The sequence below is a fragment of the Gordonia sp. SL306 genome (assembly GCF_026625785.1).
In the GTDB taxonomy this organism is placed as follows: domain Bacteria; phylum Actinomycetota; class Actinomycetes; order Mycobacteriales; family Mycobacteriaceae; genus Gordonia.
The window spans coordinates 3,344,075-3,362,245 of the sequence record NZ_CP113063.1 but is presented as its reverse complement, the minus strand read 5'-3'; the positions used below and the strand labels follow the sequence as shown (position 1 = coordinate 3,362,245).

Genomic DNA, 18,171 nt, shown 5'->3' with positions numbered 1-18,171 from the left:
GCCTACTCGACCAGCAGAAGGGCGCTCGGTGCCTACTCGACCAGCGGAAGGTACCCCTCAACCGGCAATCTGCGAAATGGCCTCTCGCGTATCGAGATCGGCGTATGCCGACGAATACCGGCCGGCGAGTGCCCTGGCGATGTCGGGACGCTGCCACAGTTCACCCGCACTCGCGGTGCAGAGCCACAGCGTCAAACCATGCGCAGCCGATGCCCGATAACCCAGCAGGATGTCGTCAGCACCGGGTTTCTCGCTCTCCGGCACCGCGAGCGCGTCGCGGTACTCGGTGAGCAGATCCCGCTCACTGCGTCGTCGATCGTCGACTGTCAGCGCTCCCTGCAGGAAGTATCCGAGATCCAGCGACCAGTTTCCGCGCCGTACCACCTGCCAGTCGAGGAAGCCGACTTCACCGTCAGGCAGCAGGTAGGTGTTGCCGATGTGCGGATCACCGTGCAGCAACGTCTGCGGTCCGGCGGTCAGCGTGTGGATGTAGGGCTTCCAGATGTCATCGATCAGCTCACCGATACTCAGGGACGTCACCTCCTCAGGCGCATCGTCGCCGAGATGGGCGAACGCCTGCTCGATCGGCGCCGCATCCATGCCCTCCCACGTCTCGAACGGTTCGAGCCAATCCAGCGACGGTTCCGACGCGACGCGATCCCCCCAGAATCGGCCGTGCAGACGAGCCAGCGCACGCACCCCGTTGGCCGCCTGCTCAACAGTCAACGGCCGGGTGGCATCACGCATGTCGGCGCCTCGCGCGGCCATGTCCTCCATCACGAGGCAGAAGTTGTCGTCGTCGGGCTCCATCAGGGCGGCGTAGGTCAGAGGGCACTCGACCGGCAGCGTCACCCCGGAGTTGAACAGGCGGGGCTCATGGAAGAGGCCGCTCGTGAGTTTGTGCAGCACAACGTGTTCCGGATCAGCCGCCTTGACGAACACCGTCGCCGGCCCGATCCCTTCGGCATAGGTCACTCCAAGACGGGCGCGACGGTTCGTGCCGTCGTCGCGCAGTTGCACCTCGACTCCCGACACCTCGACATCGGGATGGTGGGTGGCAAGAACGGCGGTCATCCATTCCGGGGCGATGTCGCCCCAGTCTCTCGGCACAGTCAGCTGCACTGCGGTCATCTGCCATCTCCTGTAGTCGTTCGGACCGATGAGAATGCGGAACAGGTCGCGCCGAGACCTCGGCGTCCGGAATGACGGTGCTCTCCACGAAGTGAGCGGGGCGCCGGCCTCGCCATGCCGGCGCCCCGCTCCGCGCGGCCACGGGTCCGAGGTGATTACATCTGCGCCCAGACAGTCTTCGACTGCAGGTAGGTGTCGACACCCGCCTTACCGGCCTCGTAGCCCCAGCCGGACTGCTTGTACCCGCCGAACGGCATCGAGTGGTCGAACTGGAGCTGGCAGTTCAGCCCCACGGTCCCTGCCTTCACCCTCTTCGCAAGGCGATGCGCTCGAGCAAGATTCGAGGTCCAGATGGTCCCGGCGAGGCCGTAATCCGTGTCATTCGCGAGCGCGATGGCCTCGTCTTCGTCATCGAACGGCAGGACGGTGACGACCGGCCCGAAGATCTCTTCCTGGAACAGCCTGCTCGTGGACGGATCAACCTTGGTGGCCACCGTCGGGTGCACGAAGTACCCCTTCCGGTCGAGGCGATGTCCACCCGTCACGAGTTCGACGCCGTCGCTGCGGCCCTGATCGAGGTAACCCATCACGCGATTGAGCTGCTTCTCACTGATGAGCGGGCCGATCATGGCGCCCTCGTCCTGCGGTCCGCCCAGCAACAGATTGTTCGCCATCGTGGCGATGCCCTCGACGACGCGTTCGTAGACACCCCGCTGCGCGAAGATGCGCGAGCCCAACATGCACACCTGCCCGGAGTGCAGGAAGCAGCCGAAGCCCGCCATCGCTATCGCCGTGTCCAGGTCGGCGTCGTCGAAGATGAGAACCGGTGACTTGCCACCGAGTTCCAGGGTGACCTTGTTGAGATTGCTGGACGCCGAAGCGTGCATGATCTCCCTGCCGACCTCGGTCGAGCCGGTGAACGCGACCTTCTCGACGTCGGGGTGCGCGGTGATCTGGGCGCCCACGGTGTGGCCATAGCCGTTCACGAGATTCACCACGCCGTCGGGCACCCCCGCCTCGGCCAGGATTCGGGTGAGCACAAGCGCCGAGAGTGGCGTCTCTTCAGCAGGCTTGACGACCGTGCTGCACCCCGCCGCCAGCGCGGGCGCGAGCTTGGCGCAGAAGTTGAACACCGGACCGTTCCACGGGAAGATCAGTCCCACAACACCGTACGGCTCTCTCAACGTGTAGGCGTGCATATGCGACTCGACGCCCGTCAGACCACCGGTGTTCACATCTCGTGCGATTCCGTCGATCTTCGTGCACCAGCCGGCGTAATAGCGGAACCACTCCGAACCGACCGCCGTGATCACCTTGGCCTGCGACGGCGGTATGCCCGCATTGACCGACTCGAGATCGGCGAGCAGATCGGCGTTCTCATCGATCAGGTCGGCGACCCGCCACAAGATCTTGGCGCGATCGTAGTCGGGCACACCCGACCACACGCCGGAGTCGGCGGCCTTCTTCGCCTGCGCGACCGCGTTGTCGACTGCTTCGGGACCGACGTCGGTGAATTCGGTGATCTGCTCCTCGGTCGCCGGGTCCACGATGGGAATCACCTCCCCTGTTCCCGGTAGGTCGCGGATCTCGTCCAGCACCGACTGCACCGTCATCTTCGTCCCCTTCGCTTCTCGGTGATTCTCTGCGGAAGGCCCACACATCGGACCGCTCTCGCGAGAGCGTGATCCACCGGCCCAGGGGATGTCCAGCACCATCTCGGTGGTCGGGAGTGCCCTTGTCATCGACATGCGCCGCCACGTAGGAACTGGGAAGAGTGGTTCGCACACGACTGTTCGGGATGCGGATGCCGGGGCCGCGGAGGGGCGCGAAAGGAGAGATGGTGAGCCATCCGAAACGGAAAGACGCAGAAGACCATGGCAACGCGGGGGGCTCCGAACCGTGGGTGACCCGCCCTGACGGCGAGGCCAGGACATCCACCACGATTCGGGGGACACGGACATGACGCGATCGCTCCTGAACGGGTCGGACGAGGTCGCCCCGTCCACCGATCCATCCGAAGATGCCACCGATCTCGAGGTGGCAGAGGCCGAGGTCGCCGCTGCCGAGGCCGAGGCGGCCGCCGCCCGAGCCCGCGCAAATGCCGCGTTGGCCCGCGCACGCGTTGCACGCACGCAGCGTGGTGAGGTGAAGGCGCCCACCGACAGAGAACCCGACAGCGTGCAGCCGCGGTCCGATACCGACAACGCGACCGGTCCCGAGACGGCCATCGACGACGCCGCGGACGCCGCGGAGATTGCCGAAAAGCGCGCCGTCGCGGGCGCTGCCGTCGCGGGCGACGCTGCCGACCCACCCCCCTCCGCCGCCGGTTCGACGGCCGTTGCCGATTCCGGTCGAGCCGCCTCGGATGCTGTTGCGGAACACGACTCCACCGACCGGCCGAGCAGAATTCGCCGACTCGCGAAGGCCACTCGACTTCGGAAGCCGTCACTTCGACGACCGACGAAACGAGGAATCGCGGTGACGGTGATGTCGGTGATCACCGTCGCGGCACTCGTGACGACGGCCCTCATCGGCTGGCATCACCACACGGCGACATCCGAACACGAACGTGCACAGGCGTTCACGGCCGCCGCCGACCGCGGGGTCACCGCGATCACATCGTTGGATTTCAACAACGCGCAACGAGACGTCCAACGCATTCTCGACCAATCCACCGGCGCCTTCTACAACGACTTCAAGGGCCGTGCAAAAGACTTCACGTCGGTCATCGAACAATCGAAGGTGACCACGAAGGGCAAGGTCACCGGATCGGCTGTCGAATCGATGAACGGTGACGACGCCGTCATCCTGGTCTCGGCCGGTTCGGATGTCACCAACGCCGCAGGCGCGAAGCAGGAACCACGGACATGGCGTCTGCGCGTGACCGTGTCCGACGTCGACGGAACGATGAAGATCTCGAAGGTGGATTTCGTACCATGAGCATGCCCAGAACGTCCGAGGCCGACGCCGATCTCGTCGACAACGACACCTCGTCGGACTCCGCGCAGAGCGCACCTGACATCGACCCGGATACCGCCCTCGACGCTGACGTCGAGTCGGATGACGCCGGGCCCGACGCACAGCAACAGACACCGCGGCGCGGTCTGCGCAGAGTCCGTTCGGCATTCAGCCGGGGGCGATTCGTGCCGATCGCGTTGGGTATATCGACGATCGCGGCCGTGGCGGCCGCCAGCACCGCCTACGCCACCGTGTACCGCGATGACCAGGCCACCAACGGCGAATCGGCACGCGAGGCGGTGGCCGCGGCGAACGACGGCACGGTGGCATTACTGTCCTATTCGCCCAAATCCCTCGACGCCGATCTCGCGAAGGGCCAGTCGCACCTCACCGGCCAATTCCTGACGTATTACAAGGAATTCACCGCAAAGGTGGTAAAACCAGCGGCCACCGAGAACAACGTCGAGACCAAGGCACAGGTGGTGCGCTCAGCGGTGTCAAAGCTGTCCGCAGATGATGCGGAGATCCTGGCGTTCGTCAACCAGTCGACCACGAGCAAGACCAAGCCCGACCCCGAATTGACCTCCAGCAGCGTGAAAGTTGCGCTGCACCGGGTGGATGGCAACTGGCTGATCTCGTCGTTCGATCCGGTCTGAGCTACTTCACGGCTCCACGACCACCTCGATCCACCGCTCGTTTCGGCGAGCGGTGGATCTGTCGGTGGTGATCATCCACGCCCGGCACTTGTCTGGTGGGTGGCGTCAGCGGATGAGCCGCTCCGACTCCCACTCGCCACGAGAGAGAGGGCCGAGACCAGGTCGCGGCCCTCTCGGGTCAACCGTCGGTCGGGGCGTGACGTCATCGCGGAAACATTCCCTGCCACGATGACGCGCGTCCCGGCCGCGTGAGATTCGTCTGTCGGTAAGCGGTACCGTCGTCACCGACATAGGTGCCGTCGTCCGGGTTGTACTGTGCCGCGCCCACCGATGGTGTCCTCGACGATCCGCCACCGCTGTAGGACGAGGGTGTGATGCCCTGCCGCTGCAGATTCGGATCCGGCGGATAGGGTCCGACCACGGGTTGCCGGGTGGCCAGGGGCTTGAACTCCTTGTCGCTGTTGCACATGGCCGCGGTTGCCGCACGTTTGCCCGGATGGGCCAGACACGGGATGTTGCGCGCGCCACGTACCCCGATCGGGCTGTCCTGCGGCAACTTGCAGTACAGATCGCTCGGTGTATCGATGGTGGTGGTGTCCTCCGGGGGCCGCCACTTAGACGGCGGCAAGAATCCGACAGTACAAGCAGGCGGGTCTGAGGTTCCGCTGATCCGAAAGGTCCCCAGTCCCCACTGCGTGCCATTGCGATTCGGCTGTACCGCTTGGATCATCGAGATCGCCGGCGGCAGAAGAACGAGGATCTGCTCGAGGCCGGCGTTGTAGGTCACCGCCAGCTGGCCGACCGTGGTCAGGTTGGCAAGAAGAACCGGCAAGGTCAGCTTGACCGAGTCCAATGTCTTCTCCACCTCGTCGGCAAAGCCGGGACCAGAGCTGAGCAGCCTGCGCACCTGCGGCGTGTTGGTGACCACTTGACCCGTGAAACCCTCGAGGTTGGTCGTCCACATGCGGATCGCATCGACGCTGTCGACCTGCGAGTCCACAAGAGGTACAGAATCTTTCAACAAGGTACTGGTGTCGTTCCCGACATCCTTGAGTCCGGCCGCGAGCGTCGACGACGAGGTCAGCAGTCTTTGCAGATCGTAGCCTCGCCCACCGAGGCTGTTGTTCAGCTCGTCGACGAGGGTGAACAGACGATCTTTCGGAATGCTGGTCACGAGTCCGTTGAGCTTCTCCAACATGGGCGCGACCGGAGGCGGGACATTCACCTCGCCGGATTCGATGACCGAACCGTCGTGGAGATACGGAGCCTTGCTCGTCTTCGGCCGGAGATTGACGTACAGCTCGCCGACCGCCGACATGCTCCGGATGTCCGCTTCGAGGTCGCTGGGGATGTGCTGATCGCTGCTGATCGAGAGCGTGGCCCGGATTCCTGTGTCGGTAAGGCTGACATCGGTCACCTGTCCCACGTCGACGCCACGGTAGCTCACATTCGCGAACTTGTAGAGACCTCCGGTGCGGTCGGCCTGCAACGTGACGTTGATCCGGCCGACCCCGATCTTCGACTGGACCTTCATATAGGAGAACAGCATCATCCACGTGGCGATGATCGCCACCACGGTGAAGATGGCCAGCTGGGCACGTACGAACCGCGAGAGGATCATCGGCCACCTCGACGTTTGGGCGCAATCGGGAAGAACAAGGGGTTGTGGGTCGGTTGCCGGCTGTAGCCAGGGTCTCCGGGAGCGAAGGGCACCGTCTCACTCGGATCGCCCAATGGGGTGCCCAGCAACAGTTCCTTCTTCAGTCGCGGCACCGTCAGGTCGATGGTCGCATGGAGGTTGAGGTAGTCGCCCCGTACCGCTCGGTCGATCACCTTCTGTCCGTACGGGAAGACCAACGCATATGCCAGCGCGGCATTCATCTGCGGACCTACGTCGGCCAGCGATCTCAATGTCGGTTGAAGGTGACGTAGATCAGACAACAGGTCGGATTGGATCTGCGTGACCACTCCCGTGCTGGTGTTGGCAAAGACCCGCAACCGGTCAACTGCTGTGGTGATCTTCGGCATCTGCTGCTCCAAGACGGCCAGGCCGGGCGGGATCTTCTGCAGGGCCGCGTCGATCACGTCGTTCTGGGCGGCGAATCCCGAACTCAGACGACGAGCCTGTGTCAGCAGGTCCACGAGATCTCCCCGTTGGCGATTCAGTGTGTTGACGAACGTCGACATCCGTCCCAGGAGTTCGCGGGTGTCGTCTTCCCGCCCGCCGAATCCGTCATTGAGGGATCGGATGATCCCGCCCAACTGGCCCATTCCACCGCCGTTCACCACCGAGGACACGGCCGCAAGGGTCTCTTCCGTCGACGGGTACGAGGCAGAACGAGCGAGCGGAATCCTCGAGCCGGGCGCAAGCCGGCCTGCCGGCGGCTCGCCTTTGGGCGGGTCGAGAGCGAGATGCATGGAACCCAACAAGCTCGTCTGGCCCACGGTCGCTTTCGCATTGCCCGGCACCACTGTCCCGCGCTTCACCCGGACATCGACCACCGCATGCCAGTCGCGAACATACATATGCCCCACGCTGCCCACTTCGACGTCATCGATGAAGACGGGCGAATTCTCGGACAGAGTACCGACATTCGCGATCTCGACGGTGATGTGATAGTCGGCTCTCGAGGTCCCGACCGTCCCCGGCAGCGGCAGCGAGTTCACCCCGTTCCACTGGCATCCGGCACCGAGGATCGCCACACAGAGCAAGGTCAGAACCACTCGCACCACACGTGTTCGGCGAGATCGTCCGATCATCGTCGGCCTCCCTGTCCCGGCAGGAGAAGCTGATCCCGCGACCGCGCGCTCGTTCCCTGCGGTTTGCTCGGCATCAGGCTCTTCTCGCTGTAGATCACATTCGACGCGTCCGGACCCAGCACCGGATTCACCGGCACGGGAAGATAATTGAATGCGAGCATCGGCGCTATCGGGCCCAGGTACTTGCGGCATCTCTTCGCACCTTCGGCCGCGGTCAGGTTCTCGATGCTGGCCACCGACGAGCAGATGAACTGGATCGGATTGGAGAAGTTGTTGACGGTGAACACGCCCGCCTCCGTGCCGGTGTCCGGGTTGTAGATGTTGTAGAAGTTGGACAGATTGGTGGGGAACGCGTGCAACAGCTGCTCGACATCGGCGTCGTGATCGACCAGGATCTGGGTCACGGACGCGAGTCGTCGCACCTGTTCGGATGCCGCATCCCGGTTGTCGACCACAAAGCGTTGCACGTCTTGCACTGCGCGGGCCAAGGTCGTGAGAGCCTTGTCGAGATCAGATCGGCTGCCGTTCAGCACCGATGTCAGGGTTGCCAGACGATTCTCGAACTGCACGATCTGTGTGCCGCTGTCGCGGACCGCGCTGACAAAGGCTCGGACATTACGGATGGTGTCGGTGATGTTCCCGGTGTTCTCTCCGAGAAGCTGGGCCAGGTTGCCGAGCTCGCCCAGCGTGTCGCCGAGCTTGCGGCCCTTGCCGTCGAGTGTGCGTGAGGTGCTGTCCACGAACCGTCCGACCGAACTCCCCGATACGCCACCCTGTGGGCCCAGATCCGTTGCCAGTCGCGTCAGTTGGTCCTTGATCTCATCCCATTCGACAGGGACTGCGGTGCGTGTGCGCGGGATCGTCGCGCCGTCGTGGATCACGGGACCACTCGTCGCATATGCCGGCGCGAGCTGCACGTAACGATTGGCCACGAGATTTTGGGCGACGATGATCGCTCGTGCATCCGCAGGAATCCTCACACCGTGCTCGACGCTCAGCTCCATGCGGACCGTTTCGCCCTGGGGTTCGATGGCGGCGATCTTTCCCACCTTCACACCCGAGACCCGCACATCGTCGCCGACGTAGATCCCCGTGGTGGTGTCGAAGATCGCATCGATCGTCGTCGGCCGGGTCAGCTGGCGGTAGCCGACGACCAGCCCCGCGACCACCACCACGATCAGGACGGCGGCGATCACGACCGTCCGTGTCTGCCTCGTCATCGGTGCCAATCGCTTCACCGGCCACCGCCTGGAAGCGGGAACTGTGCTCCCGGCAACGGGAACTTCGCTTCCGGGTGCACGCCGAAAGCCCTGTCGATGAAGGGTTGAAGGAGTGGACCGGGCAGCAGGTTGGCAACGTACGCCTGGTAGAAGGGGCCACTCGACACCGCCTCGCCTTGGGTCTGGGACACCTTGACATACCCGGAGATGGCCTTCCCGACGTCATCCCGATTCCGCTCCAGCATGGCCAGGACCGAGTTCAGTGACGTCAGTGTCGGCTGCAGTTGTTTCTCGTTGTCGGCCACCAGGTTCGTGAGTTCCCGCGACACCGCCGCGGTGTTCACGAGCAACGACGAGATCTGCTGACGTCGATCGACCAGAACGTCGAGAAGCATGTTCGCGTTGAGTATGAGCGAGTTGATGCGATTGGCGCGCGACCCGATCACCGAGGTGACATCGCTGGTGGTCGACAGCAATGTGCGGAGGGCCTCGTTGCGAGAGTTGATGCCGCGCGACATCTCGGCGAGTCCGTCGAGCGTCGGAGCCAGATCCGGCGCCACGTCGTTCATCGTCGTCGACAACACATTCAGCGATTTGTTCAGCGACGTCGTGTCGATGCCCTTGGAGTTGGTGGTGAGATCGTCGACCGCCTCGTTGAGTGAGTATGGCGATGAGGTTCGCGACACCGGGATCACCTCGGTGGGACCGATGGTGCCGGAACCCGAGGGTGCGACTGTCAGAATGCGTTGGCCCAGCAGCGATCCCGTCCTGATCTGCACGGTTGTGGTCTCGCCGAGGCGGGTGGACTGGTCGACGGTGAACGTCACCCTTGCCCTACCCTGCTCCAACTTCACATCGGTGACCGAACCCACCCGGGCGCCCGACACCATCACGTCCGCCCCGCCTGCCAGGCCTGCTGCCTCGTCGAAATCAGCCTCATAGGTGACCGACGTGAACCAGGTGGCGAACTTGGCCATGTTCAGTCCGGCCATGACCAGCAAGACGATCAGCGCCAACCCCACAAAGCCCGACCTGATCAGGCCCGCGCCGCGATAACGCAACATCAGCCCGAACACCTCCCCTTCGTCTGCTCGATCCAGGGCAACGTGACGACCTTGCCCGACGGATCCGAGACCCGGACGCTCACCGCGCAGACGTAGTACTGGATGAAGTTGCCGTATGTTCCGGTCCGCACCAACTTGCGGAAATTCTCGGGCGAACGCTGAATCGCCTTCTCCAACGTCGGCATGTCGTGAGTGAGATTCGGTGCCAGCCTGGATAGTTGGTCGATCGAGCCGGACAGCGGCGGCCGTGCCTGCGTCAACAGGTTCGACACCGTGGCGGTCCCGTTGTCGAGGGCGGTGATCGCCGCACCGATCGGATCGCGATCCCTGGCAAGGTCACCGATCACGGTGTCCAGTCGGTCGATGGCTTCGGCGAAGCGGGTCCGATTGCCGTCGAGGGTGACCATGACCTTCTTCAGCTGATCGATCACCTGCTCGATGACCCCGACATTTCGCCCCAACGTGGTGAACAGCGACGAACTTCCCTCGAAGAGGGAACGAACCGTCCCGCTCTGGCCCTGCAGCACATCGAGAATCGACGAGCTCAGAGCGTTCACCTGTTTGGGTTCCAATCCGGCGATGACGGGTTTGAGGCCCCCGAGCAAGACGTCGAGATCGAGAGCAGGCTTGGTCCGCGTCGACGGAATCACACCGCCACCGTGCATCACCGCCCCTGAACCCTCGGTGACCTCCAGGTACCGATCTCCGACGAGGTTGAGATAGCGCACCGCGGCACCACTGCCGGTGGGTAGCCCGATCGAGCTGTCGACGTCGAACGTCACGCGGACCTTGTTGTCGGACCCGAGGTCGACGGCGTGCACACTGCCAACGCGCACACCGGCGATCCGCACCGTGTCGCCGGATCTCAGTCCGGAGACGTCGGTGAATACCGCGTTGTACCGGGTCGTGTCGCCGGACTGGTGATCGCTGAACACCAGCAACAGGAACGCCGCGACGAACACCATCACGGTCGTGAACGCAGCGAACTTGATCGTCGTCGAATGGATTCTCGTTCTCACCGCGGCGCTCCATCCGGGAGCGGACCGAACAATGCCTGCTGCAGACTCTTCACATTCAGTTCCAACGACTTTCGACCCTTGGCATAGGGATTGGCACCGGTGTCCGTCACGACGTACGGCGGCCGCTGCTGGAACTTCACCGGCAACACCGAACACTGAGGGCCGCCCGAAGCGGAGACCTTGGGCTTGTTGGTCTTCGGATCGTATGTCTCGGCACCCCAGAGGAAGTTCGCGGAAAGCCCCAATCCGGGTACGTCGGACGGCGGCGAATACGCCAGGCTGCCGAAACCCTCCATTGCGCAGGTGATCGCCTCGTTGTACTCATCGGTGAGGGCGGTCGTGGGAACGAGCAACTTCAGCGCTTTCGCCAGGCTCTGGCGATTGTCGCCCAGGACACGGTTGCCGGTGTTGGACAGCCCGATCACACTGGTCAGGAATGCGTCGAGGTTGCCCTGCTCGGCCACGAGGGTGTCACTGATGTCGCTCGTGTGTTTCACCGCACCGAGCAATGGCCGGCTTGTATCGGCGTACACCCGCATCATCGCCGGGGCATCATCGAGAAGCGAACGGAGGGCGGGAATGGCCGAATTCGTCTGGCGCATGAAACCGTTCAGATCGGTGAGCATCTGACCGAACTGTTCTCCGTGACCGCTCAACCCGGTCGAGATCGCACTGAGCGCCGCGTTGAGCTCCGCAGGCCGAATCTGTGCCAGCACCTCGGTGAGCTCACCGAACACGGTGTTGACCTCGACCTCCACGGCCTTCGCGTTCAGCACCTGGTTGTCGTGCAACCGCCCCGTGGGATCGTCGGGGACCACCAACTCGACCCCCTTGGCGCCGAACACGGTTGGCGCGGCGATCCGAGCACCGACATTGCCGGGGATCCTCGCGAGCTGGTCGGGGGCGATCTCCAACGTCAGCTTCGCGCTGTCCACCTGGTTGTAGTCGATCTTCGACACCCGGCCGACCGTGATCCCCCGCATCTGCACCTTCGCATCGGGATCCATCACCAATCCCGCTCGGGGTGCAGTCATCGTGACGGTTGCGGATTGCTGGGTCACACCGGCGAACATCATCGCGGCGACGACGACCAACGCGATGATGACCAACAGCATCCCCGCACCGGCCAGCGGCCGGACGACTCCCTTAGACAATGTCCCGCCTCAGCCCGATAGATTGAAGTTTCCGTTGGAGCCGTAGATGGCCAGCGCCACCAGCAGTGTCACTGTCACCACGGCAACCAGTGAGGTACGGACCGCGTCGCCGACCGCCACCCCGACGCCTGCCGGCCCACCGCTCGCGAAGAACCCGAAGTGCGTGTGGATCAGCAAGATCAGCAACGCCATCACGAAGGCCTGCACAAACGACCAGACGAGGTCCAGCGGATTGAGGAACGTCGAGAAGTAGTGTGCATACAGACCGGACGACTGGCCGAGCAGCATCACGGTGGTGAACCGGCACGCCGCGAACGAAGCGATCAGTGCGATCGCATAGAGCGGAGCGATCACGACCATGCCGGCAGCGATCCGTGTGCCGACGACGTAAGCGACCGGATTGATGCCAAGCGATTCGAGGGCATCGATCTCCTCGCTGATCCGCATGGCTCCGAGTTGGGCCGTCGCGCCCGCACCGAACGTGGCCGCCAGACCGATACCCACGACCACCGGCGCCGCGATTCGCACGTTGATGAACGCCGACAGGAACCCGGTCAACGCTTCGATGCCGATGTCGCCGAGAGTGCTGTATCCCTGTACCGCGAGCGTGCTACCGGTTGCGAGCGTGAGGAATCCGACGATGACCACGGTGCCACCGATGAGCGCAAGGTTCCCTGCGCCCATGCTGGTCTCGGCGATGAGCCGGATCGTCTCGCGACGGTAGTGGAAGGCCGCGTGCGGCACACTGCGTAACGCGCGGGCATAAAAGATCGCATGATCGCCGATTCGGCCGAGCGCGCCCACCGGACGGCCGATCTCACGGCGCAGCCGGGGATGAATCACGCTCGGACTCGACCCATGGCGTGCGAGTTTCGGTGATGATATGAGCGACAAGACCATTCACCTCGCCGTCAATTGGACACCGATGGCGGTGATCACGACGTTGACCACGAACAGCGCCATGAACGCATACACCACGGTCTCGTTCACCGCGTTGCCGACGGATTTGGCCCCGCCGGAGACGATCAGCCCGCGATAGCAGGCGACCACGCCGGCGATCAGCCCGAACACGAGTGCCTTCACCGATGAGATGATCACCTCGGGCATACCGGTCAACAAGGTGATCCCGGCGGCGAACGCGCCAGGGTTTACCCCCTGTACGAAGACCGAGAAGACATAGCCGCCGCCGACACCGATCAGGCAGACCAGACTGTTGAGCAGCAACGCGACGAGCCCGGATGCGAGCACTCGAGGAGTGACGAGTCGTTGCACCGGATTGATGCCGAGAACCTCCATCGCCTCGATCTCTTCCCGGATCGTGCGCGAACCCAGGTCCGCGCACATCGCGGTGGCGCCCGCTCCGGCCACGATCAGCACGGTGACCATGGGGCCAACCTGGGTGACGGAGCCGAATGCGGCGCCCGCACCGCTGAGATCCGCGGCTCCGAGTTCGCGAAGCAGGATGTTGAGGGTGAAGCTCACGAGCACCGTGAACGGTATGGCCACCAGAACGGTCGGCATCAGCGACACCCGGGCGACAAACCAGGACTGCTCGATGAACTCGCGCCCCTGAAACGGCCGGCGGAAGGCGAACCCCGCCGCATCCGCCCCCATCATGAACAGTCCGCCAACCGCTTTCAGGGGAGCGGCCGAGTAGCGGGCCAGCATCCCGCTGACCGCGGGTGCGCCGCGGGTGCCATGTGCCGGGGTCACCGGTACGTACTCACCGACGCCGCGGGCATTCGCATGTTCATCTTCCCTCAACCCCTCCGGAGAACGTGATTCTCATCGATGGGAATCGCCATGGTCATCTGCGACCTCGGACCTGCACGCCAGATCTGTGGCGCGCGTTGACATCTCGGAAGCGTGCCACACGCTCTTGGCTTCGCGAGCCCTACTCTCGCTCAGTGAGATCACGGTTGTTCACGGATGCCGCCTACCCCAGACTGGCCCGAGGTGCCGGTCGCACAGCCGCGATCGACGCTGTTCAGATCCGCAAGCAGTCCGCGCGAGAGGCCATCCCCAGTGACGAGCAGTACGACAAGCGACGTCCGGTACGACCCGTATGACGTCAAGCTCAATGCCGACCCGTATCCGATGTTCAAAGCTCTTCGCGAAGAGGCGCCGCTCTATTACAACTCCGAGCATGACTTCTACGCCCTGAGCAGGCATGAGGACGTCACCGCCGCCCTCAACGACTACGAGACATTCAGCTCCAGCCGCGGGGCGATCCTCGAATTGATCAAGGCCAACATCGACATCCCGCCGGGGGTGCTGATCTTCGAGGATCCCCCCATTCACGACATCCACCGCAAGCTGCTCGCCCGGATGTTCACCCCCCGCAAGATCTTCGCTCTCGAACCACAGGTCCGGGAGTTCTGTGCGGCATCGCTCGACCCTCTGGTGGGGACCGGCAAGTTCGACTTCGTCAAAGACCTCGGCGCGCAGATGCCCATGAAGGTCATCGGCATGCTGCTCGGCATCCCGGAGGAAGACCAGGAGGCGATCCGCGACTTCGCCAATGACCAGATGCGTACCGAAGAGGGCAAGCCGATGAAGGCGGCCGAGGAAGGAATGGTCTCCGGTGACATCTTCGGCGCCTACATCGATTGGCGCGCCGAGCATCCCTCCGACGACATCATGACGGAATTGCTCAACGTGGAGTTCGAAGACGAGACGGGCACGGTCCGGAAACTGAGCCGCGACGAACTGCTGACCTACGTCAACGTGGTCTCCGGTGCGGGCAACGAGACCACCACCAGACTCATCGGCTGGGCGGGCAAGGTCCTGGCAGAGCACCCCGACCAGCGGCGTGAACTCGTCGAGAATCCCGATCTCATTCCCAACGCCATCGAAGAACTCCTGCGGTTCGAGGCACCGGCGCCGCACGTCGCCCGTTACGTGACCCGCGACGTCGAGTTCCACGGGCAGACGGTGCCGGAAGGCAGTGTGATGATGATGCTCATCGCCTCGGCCAACCGCGACGACCGTCAGTTCCCGAACGGCGACGCCTTCGACATCCACCGGAAGACCAAGCAGCACCTGACCTTCAGCGTCGGAACCCACTTCTGCCTCGGCTCCGCCCTGGCACGTCTCGAGGGACGCATCGCGATCGAGGAGATCCTCAAGCGGTTCCCGGAGTGGGACGTCGATCTCTCGCAGGCATCGCTGTCACCGACCTCGACGGTTCGTGGTTGGGACACACTGCCGTCCACGTTCTGATCCCATCCGCCCGACAGAGGCCGGGCACGTCACCATCGAGAAGGAGAAATCTCAATGACCGGAAGAGTAGACGGCAAGGTCGCCTTCATCACCGGCGCCGGACGCGGCCAGGGCCGCACCCACGCCGTACGTCTGGCTGCCGAGGGCGCAGACATCATCGCGATCGATGTGTGCGAACCCATCGACGGTGTGCCGTTCGATCTGGCCACCGAAGACGACCTGGCGGAGACCGCCGAGCTCGTGAAGGCGCACGATCGTCGGGTGGTGACCGCCAAGGTCGACGTCCGTGACCTCGACGCACTGACCCAGGCCGTCCAGACCGGTGTCGACCAGCTCGGGCGCCTCGACATCGTGGCCGCCAACGCGGGTATCGCCACCGGGGGATCGTCGCTGGAGGACATGGACCGCAAGACCTGGCAGGACATGATCGACGTCAACATGACCGGGGTGTGGCACACCGCGAAAGCTGCGATTCCGCATATCGTCGCGGGCGGCCGTGGCGGATCGATCGTCCTCACCAGTTCGGTGGGCGGCCTCAAGTCCTACCCGTTCTGCGGGCACTACGTCACCGCCAAGCACGGTGTCATCGGGATCATGCGGACGCTCGCCATCGAGCTGGCGCAGAACAACATCCGTGTGAACTCGGTCCACCCGACCCAGGTCAACACCGCGATGATCATGAACGACGCCACCTACAAGATGTTCCGTCCGGATCTGGAGAACCCCGGCCCAGACGACTTCGCTCCGCTGTCCCAGATGATGAACACGTTGCCGGTCCCGTGGGTGGAACCGGAGGACATCAGCAACGCCGTCCTGTTCCTGGCCTCGGACGAGGCCCGGTACATCACCGGCGTCACGCTGCCGGTCGACGCCGGCGCCTGCCTGAAGTAGCCGACGCGGCGGGTGCGGTTACTTGCCTCCCTCGGTGGCAAGCAACCGCACCCGCCCACAGTCTTTGAGGATCAGCATGAAGATCGACGTGAACTTCGGCGTCTGTGAGAGCAACGGCCTCTGCGTGGGTGCCGCGCCCGAGGTCTTCGATCTCGACGACGACGACAACCTTCACCTGCTCCGTGACACCGTGACCCCGGAGATCGAGGAGGAGGTCCGCGACGCGGTACGTCAATGCCCGCGCCGGGCCATCTCTCTCGAGGATTAGCCCCAGGTATCGACACCATTACCGCTCAGATCAGGCACCGGCCCACAGCCACAGTCCCCGGACAGGATTTCCGTCCGGGGACTGAGTTCTGCTGTACGGCAACGTCTGCTACGACCGAGGCGACTCGATCCGGTTCGCCGCGTCGTCGGCCGCCACATAGGAGAACACCACCGACGGCCCGATGGTCGCACCGGCGCCCAGGTACTTCCGCCCCATCACCGAAGCCGTACAGTTGCCCGCGGCATAGAGCCCGGAGATGGGCCGCCCATCGTCGGTCAGAACTCGCGCATTCTCGTCGCAGAGCAGTCCACCGTTGGTCCCGATGTCGCCCGGGTACATCGGGACGGCGTAGAACGGGCCCTTGGCCACCGACCCGAGGCAGGCGTTCGGTTTGTGCGTGATGTCACCCTGATACTTCTCGTGGTCACCTTCGCCGCGATGAAAGTCCTCGTCCACACCGGATTCCGCGAAGCCGTTGAACCGATCGACCGTTGCGACGAGCCCCGCCGGATCGATGCCGCACTGCGCGGCGAGGTCCTCGAGGGAATCTGCCTTCTTCATGGCCCCACTGGCGATCCAGTCCTTGGGAGTCCGGCCCGGGGGTGCGAAGCCGAAGACGTACCGCGAGCGGTGCCGTGAATCGACGATCAGCCAGGTCGGCAGGGCCCCACCGACGGTCCGCTCGTGCTCGAACATGCACTGGCCGGCTTCCTGGTACGCGATCGCCTCGTTGAAGTAGCGGTTCCCCTTGGCATCGACCATGATCGAGTGCGGCTTGCTCCGTTCGCTGATGCACATCGACGGCACGCCGTCGGGCATCAACCAAGACGGCAGCCACCATGCCTCGTCCATCATGTCGGTGGCCGCCCCGTGCTTCATCGCGATCTGGAGCGCCTCACCCGTGTCCCCGGGATTCGCACTGGTCCATTCCGGCCGGCCGGGCTGGCCGCCGGAGAATTCGTCCCGCATCACGCCGTTGTGCGCGAACCCGCCGGCCGAGATCAACACACCTGCGCGGGCACGAACTCGGACGCTCGTACCGTTTCGGTCCACCACGGCTCCACGGACCTCACCGTCTTCGACGATCAACTCGACGAGTGCGGTCTCCGGCCATACCGGGACGCCACGGTCGAGCAGCGCCTTGAGCAGATAGCCGATCAGGGCCGCACCGTTGGTCACGTTCTTCCTGCCGCGCAGGCGGCCAAGCGCGGTCCGCGCCATGACCCGCGTCATCACCGACATACCCTTGCGGGTGAGGAGATTCGAGGCATACGCCGCCTCCCCGGTGTACATCGTCATGTTGCCGGCAACGGGTGGGCGCAGGCGCTCGGCCCATTCCCCGAGCTGCTTGAGATCGAAGGCGGGCGTCTCGACCGACCGCGACCGGGCCTTGCCACCCACCACACCGCGGACTCCCGCGTAGTAGTCGCTGTACCCATCGATCCTGAGGAACGGGACGCCCTCACTCTCGAGAAAGGAGAACATCTTGTTGCCGGCCAACAGATATGTCCGGCGCCGTGCGTCCGACGCCGCCGGACTGGACTCCGCGGCCGTCCCGACCACGGAATCGAAGTACGCCGTCGCCTCCGCGAACGAATCCGTGGCACCGTCGCGCGCCATCAGCGGGTTGTCCGGGAGCCAGATCACGCCTCCGGACATTCCCGTCGATCCGCCGATCATCTCGGACTTCTCGGCGACCAGGACGTCCATGCCCAGGGCAGACGCGCGTAGCGCCCCCACCAGGCCACCTCCCGATCCGATCACGAGGAAGTCGGTCTCGTAGTCCCACTCACGCATTGCAGTACCTCATTCAGCTCGCAGACTCAGC

At 64.1% G+C, this 18,171-nt stretch carries 16 protein-coding genes; 5 read left to right on the top strand and 11 right to left on the bottom strand.

The genetic code is table 11. The annotated features are described in order from the left end of the window. Positions 1 to 57 precede the first annotated feature (57 nt). Positions 58 to 1,131 (bottom strand): phosphotransferase, encoded by a 1,074-nt coding sequence (locus OVA31_RS15345; protein WP_267627476.1) that lies wholly within the window; start codon positions 1,129 to 1,131, stop codon positions 58 to 60. A 155-nt stretch (positions 1,132 to 1,286) separates the two neighbouring features. Further along, entirely contained in the window at positions 1,287 to 2,744 is a 1,458-nt protein-coding gene (locus tag OVA31_RS15340) for an aldehyde dehydrogenase family protein (protein WP_267627475.1), read from the bottom strand. 346 nt (positions 2,745 to 3,090) lie between these two features. Between OVA31_RS15340 and OVA31_RS15335 the strand changes: the two genes are divergently transcribed. Both OVA31_RS15335 and OVA31_RS15330 read left to right on the top strand, forming a co-directional pair. After that, positions 3,091 to 4,071, top strand: coding sequence for a hypothetical protein (locus OVA31_RS15335; protein WP_267627474.1), 981 nt, complete (start codon positions 3,091 to 3,093; stop codon positions 4,069 to 4,071). Continuing rightward, positions 4,068 to 4,745, top strand: a complete 678-nt coding sequence (locus tag OVA31_RS15330; protein WP_267627473.1) for a hypothetical protein — start codon at positions 4,068 to 4,070, stop codon at positions 4,743 to 4,745. Before OVA31_RS15335 ends, OVA31_RS15330 begins: the two co-directional genes overlap by 4 nt. Positions 4,746 to 4,947: 202 nt before the next feature. On the opposite strand, the gene OVA31_RS15325 is transcribed toward OVA31_RS15330, so the two are convergent. From OVA31_RS15325 to OVA31_RS15290, 8 genes are read right to left on the bottom strand one after another with little or no spacing between them, the layout of a single operon-like run. After that, positions 4,948 to 6,366: an MCE family protein gene (locus OVA31_RS15325; protein WP_267627472.1), complete on the bottom strand. Its 1,419-nt coding sequence runs from the start codon at positions 6,364 to 6,366 to the stop codon at positions 4,948 to 4,950. Then, positions 6,363 to 7,505, bottom strand: a complete 1,143-nt coding sequence (locus OVA31_RS15320; RefSeq protein ID WP_267627471.1) for an MCE family protein — start codon at positions 7,503 to 7,505, stop codon at positions 6,363 to 6,365. Before OVA31_RS15320 ends, OVA31_RS15325 begins: the two co-directional genes overlap by 4 nt. After that, positions 7,502 to 8,725 carry an MCE family protein gene (locus OVA31_RS15315; protein WP_267627470.1) on the bottom strand — a complete coding sequence of 408 codons (1,224 nt, stop codon included), beginning with the start codon at positions 8,723 to 8,725 and terminating at the stop codon, positions 7,502 to 7,504. Before OVA31_RS15315 ends, OVA31_RS15320 begins: the two co-directional genes overlap by 4 nt. A gap of 14 nt (positions 8,726 to 8,739) precedes the next feature. Next, positions 8,740 to 9,789: an MCE family protein gene (locus OVA31_RS15310; RefSeq protein ID WP_267627469.1), complete on the bottom strand. Its 1,050-nt coding sequence runs from the start codon at positions 9,787 to 9,789 to the stop codon at positions 8,740 to 8,742. Then, positions 9,789 to 10,808, bottom strand: coding sequence for an MCE family protein (locus OVA31_RS15305; protein ID WP_267627468.1), 1,020 nt, complete (start codon positions 10,806 to 10,808; stop codon positions 9,789 to 9,791). Before OVA31_RS15305 ends, OVA31_RS15310 begins: the two co-directional genes overlap by 1 nt. Then, the gene (locus OVA31_RS15300) at positions 10,805 to 11,962 is read right to left on the bottom strand and encodes an MCE family protein (protein ID WP_267627467.1); all 1,158 of its coding nucleotides are present in this window, start codon (positions 11,960 to 11,962) and stop codon (positions 10,805 to 10,807) included. The genes OVA31_RS15305 and OVA31_RS15300 overlap by 4 nt, the downstream gene beginning before the upstream one ends. A gap of 9 nt (positions 11,963 to 11,971) precedes the next feature. Continuing rightward, positions 11,972 to 12,862, bottom strand: a complete 891-nt coding sequence (locus OVA31_RS15295) for an MlaE family ABC transporter permease (RefSeq protein ID WP_267627466.1) — start codon at positions 12,860 to 12,862, stop codon at positions 11,972 to 11,974. Continuing rightward, positions 12,863 to 13,630, bottom strand: coding sequence for an MlaE family ABC transporter permease (locus OVA31_RS15290; RefSeq protein ID WP_267631552.1), 768 nt, complete (start codon positions 13,628 to 13,630; stop codon positions 12,863 to 12,865). It abuts the gene before it with no gap. A 357-nt stretch (positions 13,631 to 13,987) separates the two neighbouring features. Here OVA31_RS15290 and OVA31_RS15285 point away from each other — a divergent pair, with 357 nt between their 5' ends. From OVA31_RS15285 to OVA31_RS15275, 3 genes are all read left to right on the top strand, one after another. Then, entirely contained in the window at positions 13,988 to 15,184 is a 1,197-nt protein-coding gene (locus tag OVA31_RS15285; protein WP_267627465.1) for a cytochrome P450, read from the top strand. Between the two features lie 54 nt (positions 15,185 to 15,238). Continuing rightward, complete coding sequence (locus OVA31_RS15280; protein ID WP_164307388.1) at positions 15,239 to 16,075, top strand: mycofactocin-coupled SDR family oxidoreductase; 837 nt, start codon at positions 15,239 to 15,241, stop codon at positions 16,073 to 16,075. A 76-nt stretch (positions 16,076 to 16,151) separates the two neighbouring features. After that, positions 16,152 to 16,343 (top strand): ferredoxin, encoded by a 192-nt coding sequence (locus OVA31_RS15275; protein WP_420714049.1) that lies wholly within the window; start codon positions 16,152 to 16,154, stop codon positions 16,341 to 16,343. Positions 16,344 to 16,451: 108 nt separating this feature from the next. On the opposite strand, the gene OVA31_RS15270 is transcribed toward OVA31_RS15275, so the two are convergent. Then, positions 16,452 to 18,140: an FAD-binding protein gene (locus OVA31_RS15270; protein ID WP_267627464.1), complete on the bottom strand. Its 1,689-nt coding sequence runs from the start codon at positions 18,138 to 18,140 to the stop codon at positions 16,452 to 16,454. Between the last annotated feature and the right edge of the window lie 31 nt (positions 18,141 to 18,171).